The sequence below is a fragment of the Streptomyces sp. SID13726 genome, assembly GCF_010548375.1.
Classification (GTDB): domain Bacteria; phylum Actinomycetota; class Actinomycetes; order Streptomycetales; family Streptomycetaceae; genus Streptomyces.
The window spans coordinates 1-385 of record NZ_JAAGLY010000864.1; the positions used below are offsets into that span (position 1 = coordinate 1).

Annotated in this window: 1 protein-coding gene; it reads left to right on the forward strand. The window is 71.7% G+C overall.

Features of this window, described 5'->3' with window-relative positions; genetic code table 11:
• Positions 1-385 (forward strand): ATP-binding cassette domain-containing protein (locus G3I78_RS50705; protein WP_164437436.1); only part of this gene is annotated, 385 nt, incomplete at both ends.

Genomic DNA, 385 nt, shown 5'->3' on the forward strand with positions numbered 1-385 from the left:
ACCGTACGGCCGGGGAGCGTGCCGCACGCGCTCGGCGCCGGGATCGGCTACGTGCCGGAGGACCGGCACCGGCAGGGGCTGGTGCTGGGCCGCAGCGTCGCGGAGAACGCGACGCTCACCGTCACGGACCAGCTCGGCCCGTACGGCACCGTGCTGCCCTCCCGCACCCGGGAGTTCGCGCAGTCGATGATCGACTCGCTGGACATCAAGACCTCGGGACCCGGCCAGTCGGTCTCCGACCTGTCCGGCGGCAACCAGCAGAAGGTCGTCATCGCGCGGGCACTGGCCCGCAAACCGCGGGTGCTGGTGGCGATCAGGCCGACCGCGGGCGTCGACGTCAAGTCCAAGGACTCCCTGCTCGGTGTGGTTCGGGATGTGGCGGACA